Here is a 15,797-nt window from a genome sequence, read left to right as displayed (position 1 = left end):
ACGCGTCTTCCGGATCATAGGGGGTGGAAAGCGGCGGACCCTACTCCGCATCGCGCCGGAACGAAATCCATCTGGAGGTCGCGGCCCGAACCCGCATAGCTTTACGCCGTTCACGTTCCCGTACGGAGGCCCCAATGACCGAGATATCCCGCCGCAAGCGGCCGAGCCAGGCCGAGGCCGAAGCCGCCGTCCGGACCCTGATCGAGTGGGCCGGCGATGATCCCGACCGCGAAGGCCTGCTGGAGACGCCCGGCCGCGTGACGCGGTCCTATCGCGAACTGTTCGGCGGCTACGAGACCGATCCGCGGGAGTATCTGGCCCGCACCTTCGAGGAGGTGGGCGGCTATGACGAGATGGTCGTCCTGAAGGACATCCGGGTCGTCAGCTTCTGCGAACACCACATGCTGCCGGTGATCGGCCGGGCCCATGTGGGCTATCTGCCCACCAACCGCGTGGTGGGCATCTCCAAGCTCGCCCGCGTGGTCCACGGCTTCGCCCGCCGCCTGCAGATCCAGGAGAAGCTGACCGCCGAGATCGCCGAGGCGATCCACGACATCCTGAAGCCCAAGGGCGTCGGCGTGCTGATCGAGGCCGAGCACTCCTGCATGACCATGCGCGGGGTGAATACGCCCGGCTCCTCGCTCACCACCTCCACCCTGCTCGGCGAACTGCGCGACGATCCCCGCACGCGCCAGGAGTTCCTGGAACTGGTCCGCGGGCGCTAAAGGCGGCGCGCAGCGCCAAAGGGATCGAACCACCAAGAGCACAAAGGACACGAAGGCGCCGCGGCGCGGACCCTTTGTGTCCTTCGTGATCTTTGGGGTTGTAAAGACAGCGCCTGCGGCGCGACGGGCCCGTCAGAGCAACCCGTGAGCTTCCAGGGCCGGCCGCAGGGCGGCGGGGTCGGTGAAGTGGTGGACCTTCAGGCCGAAGGCCTTGGCCGCCTCGATATTGTAGGCGCTGTCGTCGACGAAGAGGATGTCGGCGGGGGCGTGGCCGAACCGCTCGCAGGCGATGGCGTAGATGCGCGGGTCGGGCTTGATCAGCTTCTCGTGCGCCGAGACCACGAAGCCCTGCAGGCGCTCGAAGGCCGGGCTCATGGCCACGATGCCGTCGAACACCTCATGGGACATGTTGGTCAGGCCGAACTGCGGCACGCCCGCCTGGTGCAGCGCCTCGATCGCGGCCTCGGTCTCCGGGATCGTCCCGGAGAACATCTCCCACCACCGGGTCTCCCAGGCGCGGATCTCCTCGGCATATTCCGGGAAGCGCTCCAGCAGCGGCTGGCGGTTCGCCTCGAAGGTCACGCCGAGATCGTGGTTCACATGCCAGGCCATGGTGCAGACATGCGAAAGGAACCGGTCGCGAGCGGCCGGTTCCGGGAAGATCTTGGAATAGAGCGTCTTCGGGTCCCAGCGGACCACGACGTTGCCGACGTCCCAGAGAACCGCCTTGGGCATCCGGGACGCGCGACCGGCTCTTAGCCCTGCTTGGCCTTGAAGCGCGGGTCCGTCTTGTTGATGACGTAGACCACGCCCTTGCGGCGCACGAGCTTGCAGTCGCGGTGGCGCGTCTTGAGCGACTTGAGCGAGCTTCTGACCTTCATGAGCTTGTCTTCGCGCGATCGAGCGCGCGCCGTCTTCAAGGGGTTACGAACAGAGCGGGCGCATATACGGGGCCGCGCCTTTGGAGTCAACGGGGCTGGGCGTTTCGCGCCTCCGCCCCTTGCCCCGCCCGCCCATCGGCGCGAGCATTCCGCCCATAAGAATTAAGTCATGGGAGGAACATTCATTATGCCGGCATCCATCAATCCGAACGGAACCCTCAAGGGCAAGGTCGCCCTCGTCACCGGCGCCAGCCGCGGCATCGGCGAAGCCATCGCCGTGCGCCTGGCCATGGAGGGCGCCAAGGTCGTCGTCTCGGCCCGCACCGTCGAGGAGGGCGACAGCCGCCTGCCTGGCACCCTGACCCATACGGTCGAGCGGCTGAGGGCGGCCGGCGCGCAGGCCGTGCTGGTCAAGGCCGACCTCGCCCAGGCCAGCGAACGCGAACGCCTGGTGGAGGAGGCGAGCGCCGCCTTCGACCAGAACATCGACATCCTGATCAACAACGCCGCCATCACCTATTTCATGCCGGTGCAGGACTTCACCGAGAAGCGCTTCAAGCTGATGATGGAGGTTCAGGTCTACGCCCCGTTCCATCTGGCGCAACTCGTCATGCCCGGCATGCGCGCCAAGGGCTGGGGCGCCATCGTCAACATCTCCTCGCCCGCCGGCATCCATCCCAAGCCCCCCTACCGCGGCGGCCGCGGCGGCACGGTCTATGGCATGTGCAAGGCGGCCCTGGAGCGCTTCACCACCGGCCTCGCCTCGGAGGTGCAAAGCGACGGCATCGCCGTGAACGTGGTTTCGCCCGGGCTCGTCGACACGCCCGGGGTCGCGGTGCACGGCCTGATCAACGAGCAGTCCAAGGACCGCGTGCAGCCCATCGAGTACATCGCCGAGGCGGTCTACCAGCTGGCCAAGGCCGACGCCGCGACCATGACCGGGCGCGTGGACTATGCCGAGCCGTTCCTGCAGGAGCTCGGCCTGCAGCCTTCCGAACTCGTCTAGGGCTCTTCCAGCAGGGCCTGGAAGGCCGGCGAGAGCCGCTCTTCCAGGCCGCGCTTGGTGCGAACCAGAAGGCGCGCGGCGATCTGGCGCGCATGGCAGAGCGCCAGGCCCTCCTCCGGCTCGAGCACGGACAGGAGGGTGCACCAGGCGTCGGCCCGCATGCACTGCGGGTGAACCACGCTGGCGCAGGCCACGCCGCTCTCGCTCGGCCGGCCGGTCCGCGGATCGATCGTGTGGGCGAGCCGCTGACCCTCGTGCAGCATGTAGCGGCGGTAGTCGCCGGAGGTGGCGACGGAGGCGCCGCAGAGCGCCACGACGATCGGCGCCTGGTTGGCCGCCTCGCCCGGCAGATGTTCAAGGGCGACCCACCAGGGGGAGCCGTCCGGCTTGACGCCCTCGCCCCGCAGCTCGCCGCCGACTTCGAGAAGGAAATGCGCCAGGCCGAGGCGCCCCAGGGCCTCGGCGGCGGCGTCGACGCCGTAGCCCTTGGCGATTCCCGAGAAGTCGAGGGCGAGGCCGCCGGGCTGGCGGATACGCCGCGCCTTCACGTCGAACTCCAGCCGACGCCAGCCGGACAGGGCCCGCGCCGCCTCCAGCGCCGCCGCCGCCGGCGGCCCCGCCACCGGCCCCGGCGGCCCGAAGCCCCAGAGGTCGGTGAGCCGCCCGATCGTCGGATCAAAGGCGCCGTCGCTCAGCTGCGCCATGTCCAGCGCGCAGGCGAGCACCTCGGCGAAGTCCTCCGGCGCGGGGCGCCAGGTTCCGGCCGGGGCGGCGTTGAACCGGCTGACGTCGGCGTCCGGCTCCCAGGTGCTCATCTGGGCGACCACCGCATCGAGGCTCGCCTGCACGGCGCGGGTCAGCGCCTCGACCGGCAGGTCCGGCGGGCTGGTGGCCTTCAGGGTCCAGTCGACCCCCATGGCGCGGCCCGACGCCTCCACCTGCAGGCCGTCCGGCGGAAACCTCAGGCCGCCGGGGAGGTCGAGCGGTATGGCGACCCGGTTTTCCGCCTTCGGCGCAGGCATCGCCGCCTACTCCGGCAGAACCTCGAGCGTCGCCACATAGCCCGCGGCCCGCTCGGCGCCTTCGATCGGGCTCGGCCCGCCGCGCACGCCGGCCTCCAGCCAGTACATGCCGGGCTCCGGCCAGGTGACCGAAAAGACGCCGTCGGTGCCGGTCGTCGTCGTCATCTCGCCCGGATCGTCGCGATAGCGGACCCCGCCGCGCACGATGCTGACCTCCACGCCCGAGGCGGGCTGGCCGTCCAGCATCAGGCGGAACTGGGCGGTTTCGCCGGCGAAGAGGTCGTTGGGATGGGTGATGGGCGCCAGCTCCAGGCCCTTGCCGGTGATCTGGAGCGCCTCGGTGGTGGGCTCGCCGACGGTGGCGAAGGTCTCGACGCGCCTCTGGTTGTGGCTGATCCGCACCTCGGTCGCCCCGGCGGGGACGGCGGTCTTCAGTTCGGCCTCGGAGCCGCGCCAGCGCTTCTGTTCGCCGTTCAGCTTGTAGAAGGCCATGACGCCGTCGCCCACGCTGGCGATCCTGTAGGTGCCGGGCTTGGCCAGCTGGACATCGAAGGTCGAGCGGTACTTGCCGGTCGCCGGGTTCTGGGGCTCGACCGTCTGCCCGTCCGGCCCGGTGATCATCAGGCCGTCCAGCCGCATCGGCACGTGCTCGAAGATGAAGAGGTCGTTGGAGACGGCGGCGTCCACCGTGATCCAGGGGTCGCTGCCCGACAGCACGGTCGAGGACGGCAGCAGCCACTGCCGATGGGCCTGGGCCGCCATCGGCGCGGCGAGGGCGGCGGCGAGCGCGGCGGCGGCGCAGGCGGTGCGAAGGAAGGTCTTCATGGCGCGTCTCCGGAAGGCGATGTGGTTCAGGGCTTGAGGGTCAGGGTGACGGCGCCGAGTTCGCTCTCGCCGGCGGCCCTGCCGCTGGTCTGCGCCTTGGGCGGCCACTGGAAGGGGACGCGCACCATTTCGCGGCCGCCGACCTCGCGGGCGGCCTCCACCACCAGATTGTAGCTGCCGGCCGGCAGCGTCCCCAGCGGCGCCTTGCCGGCGGTGAATGCGACCTGATGGCGGCCGGGCGCCCGGGTCGCGCCGCTGATCCCGTCGGCCGGCAGGGTCATGGCGCGGCCGGCGCGGCGCCACCATTGGCGCATGTCCTTGAGCCAGGTCTCGCCTTCCTGGTTCCTGAGCTTGACGTCGTACCAGACCGCCAGGGTCTTCACCGCCGTCTGATCGGGCTTCTCGATCCAGATCGCCACATAGGGGTTGTGGTACTCGGCCACCGACAGGCGGGGAATCTCGACGCTGACGGCCAGGTCGGCGGCGGCGGCCGGGGCGGCCATCAGGCCCGAAAAAGCGGCGGCGGAGGCGAGGCGGCGCATGGGGGCTTCCGTCAGTGAATGAACAGGAGGGCGAGGAGGAGCGGAATGATCAGGCCGAGGCCGACCAGCGGCCAGGTCGACTTCCGCGCATGGGCGTGGAGCTGGAGCAGCAGCAGGCCGGTGATGCAGAAGACCACGCAGCCGACGGCGAAGATGTCGATGAACCACATCCAGGCCGCACCCGTGTTGCGGCCCTTGTGCAGGTCGTTGAGATAGGCGATCGCGCCGCGGTCGGTCCGCTCATAGATCACCTCGCCCGTGGCGGTGTCCAGGCTGAGCCAGGCGTCGCCCCCGGGGCGCGGCAGGGCGAGATAGAGTTCGCCCGGCGACCACTCCGGCGCGGCGTCGGCCGGCACGGCGACCTTCAGTTCCTTGCGCAGCCAGGCGCGGACGGCCTCCGGCGTCGGACCGCCCTCGGCTTCGGCGGCCTGCAGGAGGGGCAGAAGATCCGCCGGCGCCTCCGCCGTGCGCTCGGTCACCTTGGGCGTGGCGCCGATGGCGCCGGCATGGTTCAGGGTGATCCCCGTCACGGCGAATAGCATCATGCCGATCAGGCAGATGGCGGCGCTGATCCAATGCCAGCGCAGCACCTGGCGGAGGAAGGCGGCGCGCTTCTGGGCCCGGCGCTTCGCCGCCGCCCGCGCGGCGGCCTCATCCGTGATCGCCGCAGATGCGGTCATGTGCGGGAACGCCCCTCTTGAGAACGTCTCGCATTAACAAGCCTTGGCGGCAGGAGCAAGCGGTTCGCGAGCTCGGCCTTAGGAACCGCCGACTCCGCTTCGCATTACCTCGTCATGCAAGGCGCGCGGCCTTCCCCCCACCACGCGCCGAGCGCATAGCGTCCTTGAGGCCCCGGCCCCCCAGCGGGGGGACCGGGGTTTTCTTCGCGCCCGGATCGGAGCAACGGTTCTCGTCTTGAGATCGCCCCGGTTGGCCGCCTAGGATTCACCGCATGGAACGCCGCTCCTTCCTCGTCCTCCTGGTCGCCGGCTGCGCCGACCCCGGTCTCAATCTGGGCCCGCAGCTGGCGCTTGGCCCGGGCGCGCCCGAACCGGCCCCGCCGGCCCTGCCGCCGTCGGGCAGCCCCGCCTTCGACGAATGGCTGAGGGGCTTCTATGGCCGCGCCCTTGCCGCCGGCCTGCCGCCGGCGCTCCTGAACCGGGAGCTCGCCGGTCTCACGCCGAACGACCGCGTCTCGGCCCTCGATTCCCGGCAGCCGGAGTTCTCGCGGCCCGTCAGCGACTATCTTCGCGGCGTGGTCACCGACGACCGCCTCGCCATCGGCCGTCGCAAGCGCGACGCCCTGCCCGCCCTCGACGAGATCGAGGCGCGCTACGGCGTCTCCCGCAACATCCTGGTCGGCATCTGGGGACTGGAATCGAGCTTCGGCGCCATCCTCGGCGACTTCGACGTGATCCGCTCCATGGCGACGCTGGCGGCGGACGGACGGCGGCGTCAGTTCGCCGAAGACCAGCTGATCGCAGCCCTTAAGATGATCCAGTCCGGAGAGTTCGCGCGCAGCCAGCTCATCGGCTCCTGGGCCGGGGCCATGGGGCAGACCCAGTTCATCCCGACCACCTTCCTCTCCACCGCCGTCGACGGCGACGGCGACGGCCGCCGCGACCTCTGGGGCTCCTCGCCCGACGCCCTGGCCTCGGCGGCCAACCTGCTGGCCAAGGCCGGCTGGGTGCGCGGCCAGAGCTGGCACCGGGAAGTCGTCGTGCCGGCCAGTTTCGACTACGCCCTGGTCGAGGGACCGAAGGAGACGCCCGCCTGGTGGGCGCAGCAGGGGGTCACGCCCGCCGACGGCCGCGGCTTCGCCGCCGCCGACCAGGGCGCGGAGGCCCAGCTCATCGCGCCGTCCGGCGCCGGCGGGCCGATGTTCCTGATCTTCCCGAACCACTTCGTGATCCGGCGCTACAACAACTCCACGGCCTACGCCCTGGGCGTGGGCCTGCTGGCCCAGGGGCTGGCGGGCGAGGGCGGCGTGGTCCGGTCCTGGCCCCAGGAGACGCCGCTGTCGCTCACCGACCGCACGGACGCCCAGACGGCCCTGGCGAGGCTGGGCTTCGATCCCGGCGCGCCGGACGGCATCGTGGGCGTCAATACGCGCGCGGCCCTTCGCGCCTACCAGCAGTCGCGGGGCCTGACGGCCGACGGCTATCTGTCTCTGGAAATGGTCCGGCGTCTGCGGGCCGAGGTCGCCGCCCCGCCGCCTTAGGCCTACTGGCCGGACTCGTCGCTGCGTTCCAGCGTGGCGATGGCGGCGTCGGCCCGGGTGGCGGGCTTGGGATCGGCGTTGCGCAGCTGGGGATTGCGGAAGGCGTAGACCAGCATGGCCAGCATGATGGCGGCGTTCAGGGCGAAGGGCGCCCAGGCGATGTGCTCGTAGAGCCAGACGAAGAAGGGCGCGAGCACCACGTTCACGCCGTTGACCGCCGCTATGGCCCCGGCGACCCGCGCCTGCTCGCCCATGTCCACGGCGAGCGAGGAGCCGGCGGTGAAGCCTGGGCGGGCGAAGCCGAAGCCGAGGCTGGCGATGGCGTAGCCCGCCACCACCGCCCAGTAGTTGGGCGAGAGCGCGACGATGACATTGCCGACGGCGGCCACCGCCACGCCCCAGCGCAGCAGCTGGCGCGGCGTCATCTCGAACATGCGGATGATGCCCCACTGGGCCAGCAGGCCCGCCATGGCCCCGAACATCATGGCGATGGCGATGAAGCCCTGGGCGGCGGCCGGCGAAAGGGCGAGCTTGTCGATGATCAGGAAGCCGAGGGTCTGGCCCTGGGCGGTCTGGCAGACGGCGACGAGGAATCCGTAGATCAGGAAGGGCGTGATCCGCGGATCGCGCCACATGGGCGTCTCGCGCACGCCGGGATTGGCCTTGCGCGTTTCGGCCTGGGCGTCGGAGCGGGCGCGGGCGTCGCCGGCGAAGGGGCTCTCCGGCAGATAGCGGTAGACGACGAAGAGCATCGCCGCGGCGATCAGGGCGAAGCCGAACAACGGCCCGGCCAGCCCGAGGAAGGGCAGGATGAGAAGGGGCGCGATGAACGGCCCGATGACGGTGCCCAGGCCGAAGGCGCCGGCGAGGCTCGACATCGACTGGGTGCGCTTCTCCGGCGTCGTGTGCTCGGCCACATAGGCCTGGGTGGCGGGGTTCGAGGCCGCGCCGAACAGGCCGAACAGGGCCCGGGCGAAGAGGAAGAAGACGAAGATGACGAGCGGCGTCGCCACGTGGCGCAGGCCCGCGCTGACCACCAGGCCGCAGCAGATCATCGAGACCATGAAGCCGGTCAGGCCCACCAGCATCAGCGGCTTGCGGCCGTACTTGTCCGACGCCTTGGCCCAGAAGGGCGAGGAGAAGGCCCAGAGCAGGGCCGAAAGGGAGAAGACCGCGGCCACCAGGGGGTCGGGAATGCCGATCGAGCGGCCGATGGCCGGCAGCACCGAGATCAGGCCCGTATTGCCCATGGCCGTGGCCAGCGACACGCCGAAAATGATGGCGAAGGATCGCCGGGGCAGCGCGGGTGGGTGAACGGCGGTCGTGGCCATGTGACCGCTGTTAATGCGCTGCGAGGCCGCAGGCAAACGGCCATCTCGCTCACCGGCCATTAAGCATTAACCCCGATGCTGGCGCCCGACACTCGGGGGCCCCGCGCTTATGTTCCAGATCATCGGCATCGTTCTGCTGTTCGCCATGGTGTTCGGCAGCTACATCATGGCCGGCGGCAACATGGGCATCATCCTGCATGCCCTGCCCCACGAGATGATGGCCATCGGCGGGGCCGCCGTGGCGGCCTTCCTGATCAGCAACTCCATGACGGTGATCAAGGGCGTGGGGGCCGGCTTCGGCAAGGCCTTCGCCGGTCCCAAGTGGAAGGCTTCGGATTATCGCGACCTGCTGTCGCTGCTCTTCCTGCTGACCAAGACGATGAAGTCCAAGGGCGTCATCGCCCTGGAGAGCCACATCGAGAATCCCGGCGAGAGCACCATCTTCTCGCGCTTCCCCCGAATCACGAAGGACCACTTCGCCGTGGACTTCATCTGCGACACCCTGCGGATGATGACCATGAACCTGGAGGACCCCCACCAGGTCGAGGACGCCATGGAGAAGCAGCTCGAGAAGCACCACCACGAGGCGCTCGCCCCGGCCCACTCGCTGCAGAACATGGCCGACGGCCTGCCGGCGCTCGGCATCGTCGCCGCGGTGCTGGGGGTGGTGAAGACCATGGGATCGATCTCCGAACCGCCCGAAGTGCTGGGCGGCATGATCGGGGGCGCCCTGGTGGGCACCTTCCTCGGCGTGTTCCTGGCCTACGGCCTCGTGGGACCGATCGCCGCACGACTGACGGCGGTGATCGAGGAGGAGGCGGCCTTCTACAAGATCATCCAGGCCGTGCTGGTGGCGCACCTGCACGGCAACGCCGCCCAGATTTCGGTGGAAATCGGCCGCGGCAACGTCCCGAGCGGCGCCCAGCCGAGCTTCCTGGAGCTGGAAGAGGCGCTCTCGGCCATGCCGAACGAGGCCTGACGCGGGCCTGGCGGGCCCGACGCCGGAAGGTTTCAGGCCCCGGCGAAAAAAGTGATCACGAGGGCGTGAATAAAGCCCTTGCTCTTAGGCCGAACCCCGGCATATTCCTGGTCTTGCGCAGCGTGGCCTTGAAGCCGGACCGGCGACGGAACGGGCAGGGCGCGCCAAGCGTGATCAAAACTCCTTTTTCAGGGGACCAGGGACATGACCTCCGAGATCCTTCGCAAGCTGCTCGTCGCCGGCGCCGCCGTCGCCGCCCTCTCCGTCGCCGCCTGCGGCCAGCCGGCTGAAGAAGCCCCGGCCGAAGCGACCACCGAAGCCGCCACCGCCGAAGCCGCCGCCGACACGGCTGCTGACGCCGCCGCGACCGCCGAAGCCGCCGCTGACGAAGCCGCCGCCGCCGCTGGTGAAGCCACCACCGACGCGATGGCTCCGGCCGCTGAAGGCGAAGCCGCTGCGCCGGCCGCCGAAGAAGCTCCGGCTCACTAAGCCATTCGAATTCGCTTCGGCGATTTCGACGAAGGGCCGTCCCCCGGGGCGGCCCTTTTGCTTTGCGCGGTCTTGCCCCGGCGGCCGCGGCGGCGCCAATGAAGCCGATGCCGCCGTCCCGTCCCCCCGCCGAATCGCCGCTCGTCCTGGATGACCAGGGCCAGCCGCGCTCGCGCCTCTACGGCGACGTCTATTTCTCGACCCTCGACGGGCTTGCGGAATCGCGCGCCGTCTTTCTGCAGGGTTGCGGCCTGCCTGAGGCCTGGGCCGGCCGGCGGCGCTTCACCGTGGGCGAGCTCGGGTTCGGCACCGGGCTGAACATCCTGGCCCTCCTGGACCTTTGGCGCCGCACGGCCCCGGCCGGCGCCTGGCTCGACATCTTCAGCATCGAGGCGCACCCGCTGGCGGCGGAGGAGGCCGCCGCGGTGCTTGCAGCCTGGCCGGAAGTCGCCGACCTGGCCGAGCTGCTGGTGCGGCGATGGCCCGGCCGGGCGCGCGGCTTCCATCGCCTCGACCTGCCGGAGGTCCGCGCCACCCTGGATCTGGCGGTGATGGAGGCGGGCGAGGCCCTGGCGGGCTGGACCGGGGCGGCCGACGCCTGGTTCCTGGACGGCTTCGCCCCGTCCGCCAATCCGCAGATGTGGCGGCAGGAGGTTCTCGACCTCGTCGCCGCGCGCTCGGCGGCCGGCGCCCGGGCGGCGACCTTCACGGTGGCGGGTGACGTGCGCCGCGGCCTTCAGGCGGCGGGCTTCGAGGTGGCCAAGCGTCCCGGCTTCGGCCGCAAGCGCGAGCGGCTGGAGGCCCGCCGGCCGGGCGAGCCCGTGTCGCGGCCCGCGCCCTCCAGGGTCGCGGTGATCGGCGCCGGTGTCGCGGGGGCGTCCGTCCGCCGCGCCCTGGGTCTGCAGGGGGTGGAGGCGGTCGTCTTCGATGCGCGGGGCCGCGGCTCGGGCGGGTCGGGAAACCCGGCCGCCCTGGTCACCCCCCGCCTGGACGCCGGCCTCGGCCGGGTGGCCGCCCTGTTCGCCCAGGCGCTGGCGCGGGCGCGGCGGCTCTATCAGGAGACGCCGGAGGCGGTGATCGCCGAGGGCGTCCTGCAGCTGGCGCGGAGCGAGCGGGATGCGGGGCGGTTCGCCAGGATCGCCGCCTCCGACCTTTTCGAGCCGGGCGAGATGCTGGCGCTGGACGCCGACGCCGCCGCCGAACGGGCGAGGGAGCCGGTGGGGCCGGGCCTGTGGCAGGGCGGCGCCCTGGTCGTCCGACCTCAGACGGTGCTGGCGGCCTGGCTTCCGGAGGTCACGGTGGCCAATGTGGCCGAGGTGCGCCACGACGGGGCGTCCTGGCGGCTCGCCGCGCCGTCGGGCGAGGTCCTGGGACGGTTCGACGCCGTGGCGGTCTGCGCCGGGCCGGGGGCGTCCGCCCTCGTCGAGGCCATCCCGCTTCAGCCCGTGCGCGGGCAGATCGGCATCGCTCGGGGCGCCGAGGCGCCGGCGGCGGCCTGGGGCGGTTACGCGGCGCCCGCCGACGGGGGAATTGTGTTCGGCGCGACGCACGACCGCGACGAGGCGAGCGACGAGGTCCGCCCGGCCGACCATCGGCGCAATCTTGATCTGCTGGCCGGCGGCCTGCCCCGCCTGGCCCGCGGGATTTCGCCGGACGAGGTGCTGGGCCGCGCCTCGGTGCGCGCGGTCACGCCCGACCGGCTGCCGGCGGCGGGTCGGGTTCCCGGCGCGCCCGACGGGCTCCACATACTGGGCGGACTTGGATCGCGCGGATTCTGCCTGGCGCCGCTGCTGGCCGAGCACCTGGTCGCGCAGATGCTGGGCGCCCCTTCCCCCCTGCCGGCGGCGCCGGCGGAGGCGGTCGCGCCCGACAGGTTCCTGCGGCGCGCGGCGCGACGGAGCGGGGGCGGCTTCACGCCCGATTGAAGCCATGTTCGACGCTCAAGCTTGGAACCTGCGGCGGCCGGGCTGCGCTCCCTCAGCTTGGCGCGCTCAGAACGAGGATGCTCGATGACGACGATCCGCAGACTTGCCGCCTCCGGGGCGGCTCTCGCCGCCCTGGCCCTGAGCGCCTGTGCGCCCACCATGGCCGATCCGGCGGGCGGCGCGATGGCGCAGGCTCCGCAGGGCCGGGAATGCTTCTTCACGCGCAACGTCAACGGCTTCAGCGCGCCGGACGACGACACCCTCTACGTCCGGGTGGGCGTCAATGACGTCTATGAGCTGCAGATGTTCTCGCCCTGCCCCGACATGGACTGGGCCAATCGGCTCGCCATCGTCTCGCGCACCGGTTCGACCATCTGCCGCGGGACGGACGCCACCATCATCTCGCCCGGGCCGCTCGGCGAGCAGCGCTGCCTCGTCCGCTCGGTGCGGAAGCTCACCGAGGCCGAGGCCGCCGCCCTGCCCGCCGGCCGCCGCCCCTGAGGGTCCAAAGCAGAACGGCGCCGCCCGCAGGGGGCGACGCCGTGAAGGTGCGGCCGGGCCGGAGCCCGGCCGATGCGCAGGCCCTTAGAAGGTCTGCTTGACGCCGATCTTGAAGGTCCGGCCCAGCGGATTCCCGTTCGTGTAGTCGTAGTTGTACATCGACTGCACGAAGGGCGGATCCTCATCCAGCACGTTCTGGACGCTGGCGGTGATGACCGTGTTGGACGGCAGGTCGACCCGCAGGTTCAGGTCGTGCTGCCAGTAGTCCTCGCTCTTGCCGACATTGACGAAGGTCGAGGTGGCGTAGTCGTAGCGGCAGGCGGCGCTGGCGCCCGACGCCGGGCAGGGATCGCCGATGATCTCGGTGCCCTCGCGGTACTGGATCTGGTAGCGCAGGTTCCAGGCCCCGCCGTCGACGTTGATGAAGCCGTTCGCGCGCAGACGCGGGTAGGAATAGAACTCCCCGGTCAGTTCGTGACGGCCCACGCGGTCCTGGGCCTCCTGGATGACCACGGTCTCGGCCCCCAGCAGGGTGAAGTCGCTCCGCTCGTACTCCAGCAGGTAGGTGCCTTCGGCGCCCACGGACACGCGGGTGTCCATGAAGTCGCGGCCGAAGAAGTTGTCGAAGTCGTACTGCGCCTTGAAGTCGAGGCCGGAGGTCTTCGTGTCCGGCCCGTTCACGTTGTAACGGTTGAGCACGATGACGTTGTTGGCGTTGCAGGCGCCGTCGAAGACGAAGCGGGCGACGATGGCCGGGTTGGAGCAGTCCAGCGAGTTGTAGATCGCCTGGCTGGGCTCCAGGGTCAGCTCGTCCTCGAAGTCGAACTTGAAGTAGTCGATCGACCCGCGGAAGGCGCCGAAGTCCAGCAGGACGCCGAAGTTGAACGTCTTGGCGGTTTCCGGCTCCAGGTCGGGGTTGTTGTTGGTGACGACGGCGCGGTAGCTGCCGCCGATGTTCGACACGCCCTTGCTGCTGCCCGGTGCGATGACGACCTGGCTGGGAGCCCGGAAGGTCGAGCCAGCGGAAGCCCGGAAGGCCAGCCAGTCCATCGCCTGCCAGCGCGCCGAGATCTTCGGATTGGTCGTCGAACCAATGTTTCCGCCGAAGTTCTCGTACCGGATGGCCCCGGTCACTTCCAGGTCGTCGGTGATCGGCAGAAGCACCTCGGCGAACAGAGCCTCGACGTCACGATCGACGTCATAGTCCTCCTGAGCGCCGAAGAAGACGAACGGGCCGACCGGGTCCGAGCAGACCGGCAGGCCGTCGTCGATGGAGTCGACGCAGGGCGTGGCCCGGACATCGCCGAGGTTCTCCCAGTCGTCGATCGAGCGGTTGTAGCGGTACTGGGCGCCGGCCGCCCAGGCGATGTTGCCGCCGCCGAGCGCGATGCCGGTCTCGCCGTTGAAGACGAGGTCGGCCACCAGCATCTTGTTGGTGCCGACGTTGGTGTAGGTGCCGTACAGCCACTCCACCAGGGCCGGGTTGTTCAGCACGGCCGGATTGGCGTCGCCGCGGTAGTAGGGGTTGGTCGCCCCGTTGACGGCGCTGACGGCGATGCTGTTGGTGAACGGGTTGAAGAACTGGCAGGGGCCGACGCCGGGCGTGCCCGTGGCCGGGTTACAGCCGGGGCCGCCCAGGCCGCGGAGGGCGTTCTGGATGTTGTTCACCAGCAGGTCGTTGGTGACGACCGTGGCCTCGGACTCCATGTAGGTCAGAGCCGCGTCCCAGCCGATGCCGTTCTCGAACTCGCCCTTGAAGCCGCCGGAGATCCGGAAGGCGTTGGACTGGATATCCTGATAGTCGGCGCCGTCGGGATTGGTCGGGTGGCCGGCATGGGCGATGGCGCGCCAGAACGACTTGTTCATCGTCACGCCGCCCGCCATCAGGGCGCATTGGGCCGGGGTGAGCGGCGCGGCGCAGGTGGTGCGCAGGTCGACTAGGCCGGGGTTGTTGGCGGGCACGAAGAAGGGCACCTGGCCGTTGAAGCCGGGGACCGCCGTCGAGCCCGAGGTGCCGCCCGCCGAGATCGGGGTCGGGAACTGGGTCGTCAGGTTGGCCGGCGACAGGCGCTGGTTGGGAACGTCGTTCCGGTTCCAGGCCACTTCGCCGTGGAAGGTGACGGTGTCGGTGACGTCGAAGTTCACCTCGCCGTAGAGCTGGTAGTGGTCTTCCTCGTTCACCAGGTCGTTGAAGGCCGAGAACTGGAAGCGGCAGACGCTGCCCGTCGCGGTGTTGGTGGTCGGCGTGACGCCGGCGGTCAGCTGGCCGCCCAGTTCGAGACAGCCGTTATCGCGGAAGAAGGTCGTGCCGCCCGGCGTGCCGTAATAGCCCGGATTGCCCGAGCCCGACCAACCGCCGTAGTACACCGCATCCATGCGGGTGCGGGCCCAGTCGCGGTCGTTGATGTCCAGGCGCGAGCGGTGGCGGTAGCCGGCGGTCAGCAGGACGTTGCCGCGCTCGAAGATGCTGCCCCAGGCGAGGTCGAGGCTGTAGTCGCCGTCGGAGCCGTCGATGTAGGTGTATTCGCCGTCGACCTCGAAGCCGTCCAGGTCCTTGCGCGTGATGAAGTTCACCACGCCGCCGACCGCGTCGGAGCCGTAAGTGGCCGCCGCGCCGTCCTTCAGGATCTCGATCCGGCCGGTGGCCGCCGTCGGAATGAAGTTCAGGTCCTGACCGCCGCCCTGGAACGAGGCTTGGGTGCTGTCGACCATCCGCCGGCCGTTCATCAGCACCAGCGTCCGGGACGAGCCGAAGCCGCGCAGGTTGATGGTCGCCGTGCCGGCGCCGCCGTTGTAGCGGTTGCTTTCGCCGATGGCCGATTGCGAGGCGCTGATCGTCTTGACCAGCTGCACGACGCTGGGCGCGCCCTGCTTTTCGAGCTCCTGCGCGCCGAGCACGTCGACCGGCAGGGCCGCGTCCTCGGGCGTACCGGCGATGAACGAGCCGGTGACGACGACCTCTTCAACGACCGTGGCGCCGGATCCCTGCTGAGCGAGGGCCGGACTGGCCGCACCCAACGCCAGGGCCACGGCGATGGCCGAGCCGCCATAGAAGTAGCTGCTTTTCAACATTGGTTTCCTTCCCCCTCATTAGGTCGATCCCCTTCTCGCGTGAGGATTTTTGACCCCTGAGCAAAAATCACCATCTGACGCCCCGAGGCGGAGAGCCAGATGTCTTTTCAACGGAGCAACATAACCAGACTATTTGACCGTTGCGCAAGTTTGGATCGCCAGCCCGTTACCCGCAAAGGGCTTTCGGCCATACCCCGCCGTCGAGACACGAGGCGCCGGCGGCCGCTCCCGCAACGGAAATCAGCCGCTATGACAGAGACTTAGAGGCCGCCCAAAAA

General features: G+C 70.1%; 15 protein-coding genes. 7 read left to right on the top strand and 8 right to left on the bottom strand.

Going from position 1 to position 15,797, the window contains the following annotated elements; all coding sequences use genetic code 11:
• Positions 1–134 precede the first annotated feature (134 nt).
• Entirely contained in the window at positions 135–725 is a 591-nt protein-coding gene (gene folE, locus H2041_RS10740; protein WP_293412473.1) for a GTP cyclohydrolase I FolE, read from the top strand.
• A 132-nt stretch (positions 726–857) separates the two neighbouring features.
• Here folE and H2041_RS10735 read toward each other — a convergent pair whose 3' ends face one another.
• Both H2041_RS10735 and ykgO read right to left on the bottom strand, forming a co-directional pair.
• The gene (locus H2041_RS10735) at positions 858–1,460 is read right to left on the bottom strand and encodes an HAD family phosphatase (protein ID WP_293412471.1); all 603 of its coding nucleotides are present in this window, start codon (positions 1,458–1,460) and stop codon (positions 858–860) included.
• Between the two features lie 20 nt (positions 1,461–1,480).
• Positions 1,481–1,606 carry a type B 50S ribosomal protein L36 gene (ykgO, locus tag H2041_RS10730; protein WP_056023006.1) on the bottom strand — a complete coding sequence of 42 codons (126 nt, stop codon included), beginning with the start codon at positions 1,604–1,606 and terminating at the stop codon, positions 1,481–1,483.
• A 187-nt stretch (positions 1,607–1,793) separates the two neighbouring features.
• On the opposite strand from ykgO, the gene H2041_RS10725 reads away from it, so the two are divergent.
• Positions 1,794–2,612 carry an SDR family NAD(P)-dependent oxidoreductase gene (locus H2041_RS10725; protein ID WP_293412469.1) on the top strand — a complete coding sequence of 273 codons (819 nt, stop codon included), beginning with the start codon at positions 1,794–1,796 and terminating at the stop codon, positions 2,610–2,612.
• On the opposite strand, the gene H2041_RS10720 is transcribed toward H2041_RS10725, so the two are convergent.
• From H2041_RS10720 to H2041_RS10705, 4 genes are read right to left on the bottom strand one after another with little or no spacing between them, the layout of a single operon-like run.
• Positions 2,609–3,634, bottom strand: a complete 1,026-nt coding sequence (locus H2041_RS10720; RefSeq protein ID WP_293412467.1) for an FAD:protein FMN transferase — start codon at positions 3,632–3,634, stop codon at positions 2,609–2,611. The genes H2041_RS10725 and H2041_RS10720 overlap by 4 nt on opposite strands.
• A gap of 6 nt (positions 3,635–3,640) precedes the next feature.
• Positions 3,641–4,459, bottom strand: a complete 819-nt coding sequence (locus tag H2041_RS10715) for a DUF4198 domain-containing protein (protein WP_293412465.1) — start codon at positions 4,457–4,459, stop codon at positions 3,641–3,643.
• Positions 4,460–4,485: 26 nt separating this feature from the next.
• Positions 4,486–5,001, bottom strand: a complete 516-nt coding sequence (locus H2041_RS10710; RefSeq protein ID WP_293412463.1) for a DUF2271 domain-containing protein — start codon at positions 4,999–5,001, stop codon at positions 4,486–4,488.
• An 11-nt stretch (positions 5,002–5,012) separates the two neighbouring features.
• Positions 5,013–5,681 carry a PepSY-associated TM helix domain-containing protein gene (locus H2041_RS10705; RefSeq protein ID WP_293412461.1) on the bottom strand — a complete coding sequence of 223 codons (669 nt, stop codon included), beginning with the start codon at positions 5,679–5,681 and terminating at the stop codon, positions 5,013–5,015.
• Positions 5,682–5,953: 272 nt separating this feature from the next.
• On the opposite strand from H2041_RS10705, the gene H2041_RS10700 reads away from it, so the two are divergent.
• Positions 5,954–7,222: a lytic murein transglycosylase gene (locus H2041_RS10700; RefSeq protein WP_293412459.1), complete on the top strand. Its 1,269-nt coding sequence runs from the start codon at positions 5,954–5,956 to the stop codon at positions 7,220–7,222.
• Positions 7,223–7,224: 2 nt separating this feature from the next.
• On the opposite strand, the gene H2041_RS10695 is transcribed toward H2041_RS10700, so the two are convergent.
• Positions 7,225–8,553, bottom strand: coding sequence for an MFS transporter (locus H2041_RS10695; protein ID WP_293412457.1), 1,329 nt, complete (start codon positions 8,551–8,553; stop codon positions 7,225–7,227).
• Between the two features lie 109 nt (positions 8,554–8,662).
• Between H2041_RS10695 and motA the strand changes: the two genes are divergently transcribed.
• The 4 genes from motA to H2041_RS10675 all read left to right on the top strand — a co-directional run bounded on the left by motA (position 8,663) and on the right by H2041_RS10675 (position 12,447).
• Positions 8,663–9,532, top strand: coding sequence for a flagellar motor stator protein MotA (gene motA, locus H2041_RS10690; protein WP_293412455.1), 870 nt, complete (start codon positions 8,663–8,665; stop codon positions 9,530–9,532).
• Between the two features lie 204 nt (positions 9,533–9,736).
• On the top strand, positions 9,737–10,021 hold the full coding sequence (locus H2041_RS10685) for a hypothetical protein (RefSeq protein ID WP_293412453.1): 285 nt from the start codon (positions 9,737–9,739) through the stop codon (positions 10,019–10,021).
• 107 nt (positions 10,022–10,128) lie between these two features.
• Positions 10,129–11,946, top strand: a complete 1,818-nt coding sequence (gene mnmD, locus H2041_RS10680; protein ID WP_293412451.1) for a tRNA (5-methylaminomethyl-2-thiouridine)(34)-methyltransferase MnmD — start codon at positions 10,129–10,131, stop codon at positions 11,944–11,946.
• 84 nt (positions 11,947–12,030) lie between these two features.
• A complete protein-coding gene (locus H2041_RS10675; RefSeq protein WP_293412449.1) occupies positions 12,031–12,447 on the top strand; it encodes a DUF6491 family protein in 417 nt (138 codons plus the stop codon).
• Positions 12,448–12,531: 84 nt separating this feature from the next.
• On the opposite strand, the gene H2041_RS10670 is transcribed toward H2041_RS10675, so the two are convergent.
• Positions 12,532–15,519, bottom strand: a complete 2,988-nt coding sequence (locus H2041_RS10670; RefSeq protein ID WP_293412447.1) for a TonB-dependent receptor — start codon at positions 15,517–15,519, stop codon at positions 12,532–12,534.
• Positions 15,520–15,797: the final 278 nt, after the last annotated feature.

Origin of the sequence: Phenylobacterium sp., from assembly GCF_013911965.1 — a bacterium.
In the GTDB taxonomy this organism is placed as follows: Bacteria; Pseudomonadota; Alphaproteobacteria; order Caulobacterales; family Caulobacteraceae; genus Phenylobacterium.
Note: the sequence above shows the minus strand (reverse complement) of the source record. Positions and strands in the feature narration are given on the sequence as shown.

Excerpts from the sequence above, each read along its gene's own strand:
- folE (WP_293412473.1), top strand. The coding sequence starts at position 135 with ATGACCGAGATATCCCGCCGCAAGCGGCCGAGCCAGGCCGAGGCCGAA.
- H2041_RS10735 (WP_293412471.1), bottom strand. The coding sequence starts at position 1,460 with ATGCCCAAGGCGGTTCTCTGGGACGTCGGCAACGTCGTGGTCCGCTGG.
- ykgO (WP_056023006.1), bottom strand. The coding sequence starts at position 1,606 with ATGAAGGTCAGAAGCTCGCTCAAGTCGCTCAAGACGCGCCACCGCGAC.
- H2041_RS10725 (WP_293412469.1), top strand. The coding sequence starts at position 1,794 with ATGCCGGCATCCATCAATCCGAACGGAACCCTCAAGGGCAAGGTCGCC.
- H2041_RS10720 (WP_293412467.1), bottom strand. The coding sequence starts at position 3,634 with ATGCCTGCGCCGAAGGCGGAAAACCGGGTCGCCATACCGCTCGACCTC.
- H2041_RS10715 (WP_293412465.1), bottom strand. The coding sequence starts at position 4,459 with ATGAAGACCTTCCTTCGCACCGCCTGCGCCGCCGCCGCGCTCGCCGCC.
- H2041_RS10710 (WP_293412463.1), bottom strand. The coding sequence starts at position 5,001 with ATGCGCCGCCTCGCCTCCGCCGCCGCTTTTTCGGGCCTGATGGCCGCC.
- H2041_RS10705 (WP_293412461.1), bottom strand. The coding sequence starts at position 5,681 with ATGACCGCATCTGCGGCGATCACGGATGAGGCCGCCGCGCGGGCGGCG.
- H2041_RS10700 (WP_293412459.1), top strand. The coding sequence starts at position 5,954 with ATGGAACGCCGCTCCTTCCTCGTCCTCCTGGTCGCCGGCTGCGCCGAC.
- H2041_RS10695 (WP_293412457.1), bottom strand. The coding sequence starts at position 8,553 with ATGGCCACGACCGCCGTTCACCCACCCGCGCTGCCCCGGCGATCCTTC.
- motA (WP_293412455.1), top strand. The coding sequence starts at position 8,663 with ATGTTCCAGATCATCGGCATCGTTCTGCTGTTCGCCATGGTGTTCGGC.
- H2041_RS10685 (WP_293412453.1), top strand. The coding sequence starts at position 9,737 with ATGACCTCCGAGATCCTTCGCAAGCTGCTCGTCGCCGGCGCCGCCGTC.
- mnmD (WP_293412451.1), top strand. The coding sequence starts at position 10,129 with ATGCCGCCGTCCCGTCCCCCCGCCGAATCGCCGCTCGTCCTGGATGAC.
- H2041_RS10675 (WP_293412449.1), top strand. The coding sequence starts at position 12,031 with ATGACGACGATCCGCAGACTTGCCGCCTCCGGGGCGGCTCTCGCCGCC.
- H2041_RS10670 (WP_293412447.1), bottom strand. The coding sequence starts at position 15,519 with ATGTTGAAAAGCAGCTACTTCTATGGCGGCTCGGCCATCGCCGTGGCC.